The following is a 533-nucleotide window of genomic DNA, read 5'->3' as shown; positions in this document are numbered from 1 at the left end:
CACTGCGTGTTCGCTCGAATGCCTGGCGTGTTTGAACCATGTACACGGCTGGACCATCTGGGGTGGTTACGGTACCTTGCCTCTCAAACCCCGCTTTCTCGTAGCATCGGATCGCTCGCAAGTTGCTCGGCGACGGGTCCGTTTGGATCTTGGTGACCTCGGGATCATTGAACAGCAACTCAACCAGAGCTCGAACCAGCTTGGTTCCCAAGCCTTTGCCCAGTTGTGATGCATTCGCCAGTGACTGGTCTATTCCGCGTACTCCTGGATCGGTTTCTTCTTCCCACCATCCGTCCCCGCTTCCAAGAGCAACGTACGACTGGGCATACCCAATCGGCTCTCCATTCAGCATTGCAATGTATGGAGTGACGGACTCTTGCGCTAAAACGCTTGGCAAGTACTGTTCCTGTACGTCAGCAAGTGTCGGGCGTGCTTCTTCTCCGCCCCACCACTCGACGATATGAGATCGATTTAGCCACTCATAGAGCATCGCAAGGTCATGCTCAGTCATGAGGCGCAGTGTGACGGAATCG

1 protein-coding gene is annotated in these 533 nt (G+C 55.0%); it reads right to left on the bottom strand.

Annotated features, from left to right (window positions below):
- Positions 1 to 533 (bottom strand): AAC(6')-Ib family aminoglycoside 6'-N-acetyltransferase (gene aac(6')-Ib, locus OKC30_RS21370; RefSeq protein WP_270809850.1); only part of this gene is annotated, 533 nt, incomplete at both ends.

Source organism: Aeromonas sp. QDB18, assembly GCF_027705325.1.
Taxonomy (GTDB): Bacteria; Pseudomonadota; Gammaproteobacteria; order Enterobacterales; family Aeromonadaceae; genus Aeromonas; species Aeromonas caviae.
This window is presented reverse-complemented; position numbering and strand designations above follow the sequence as displayed.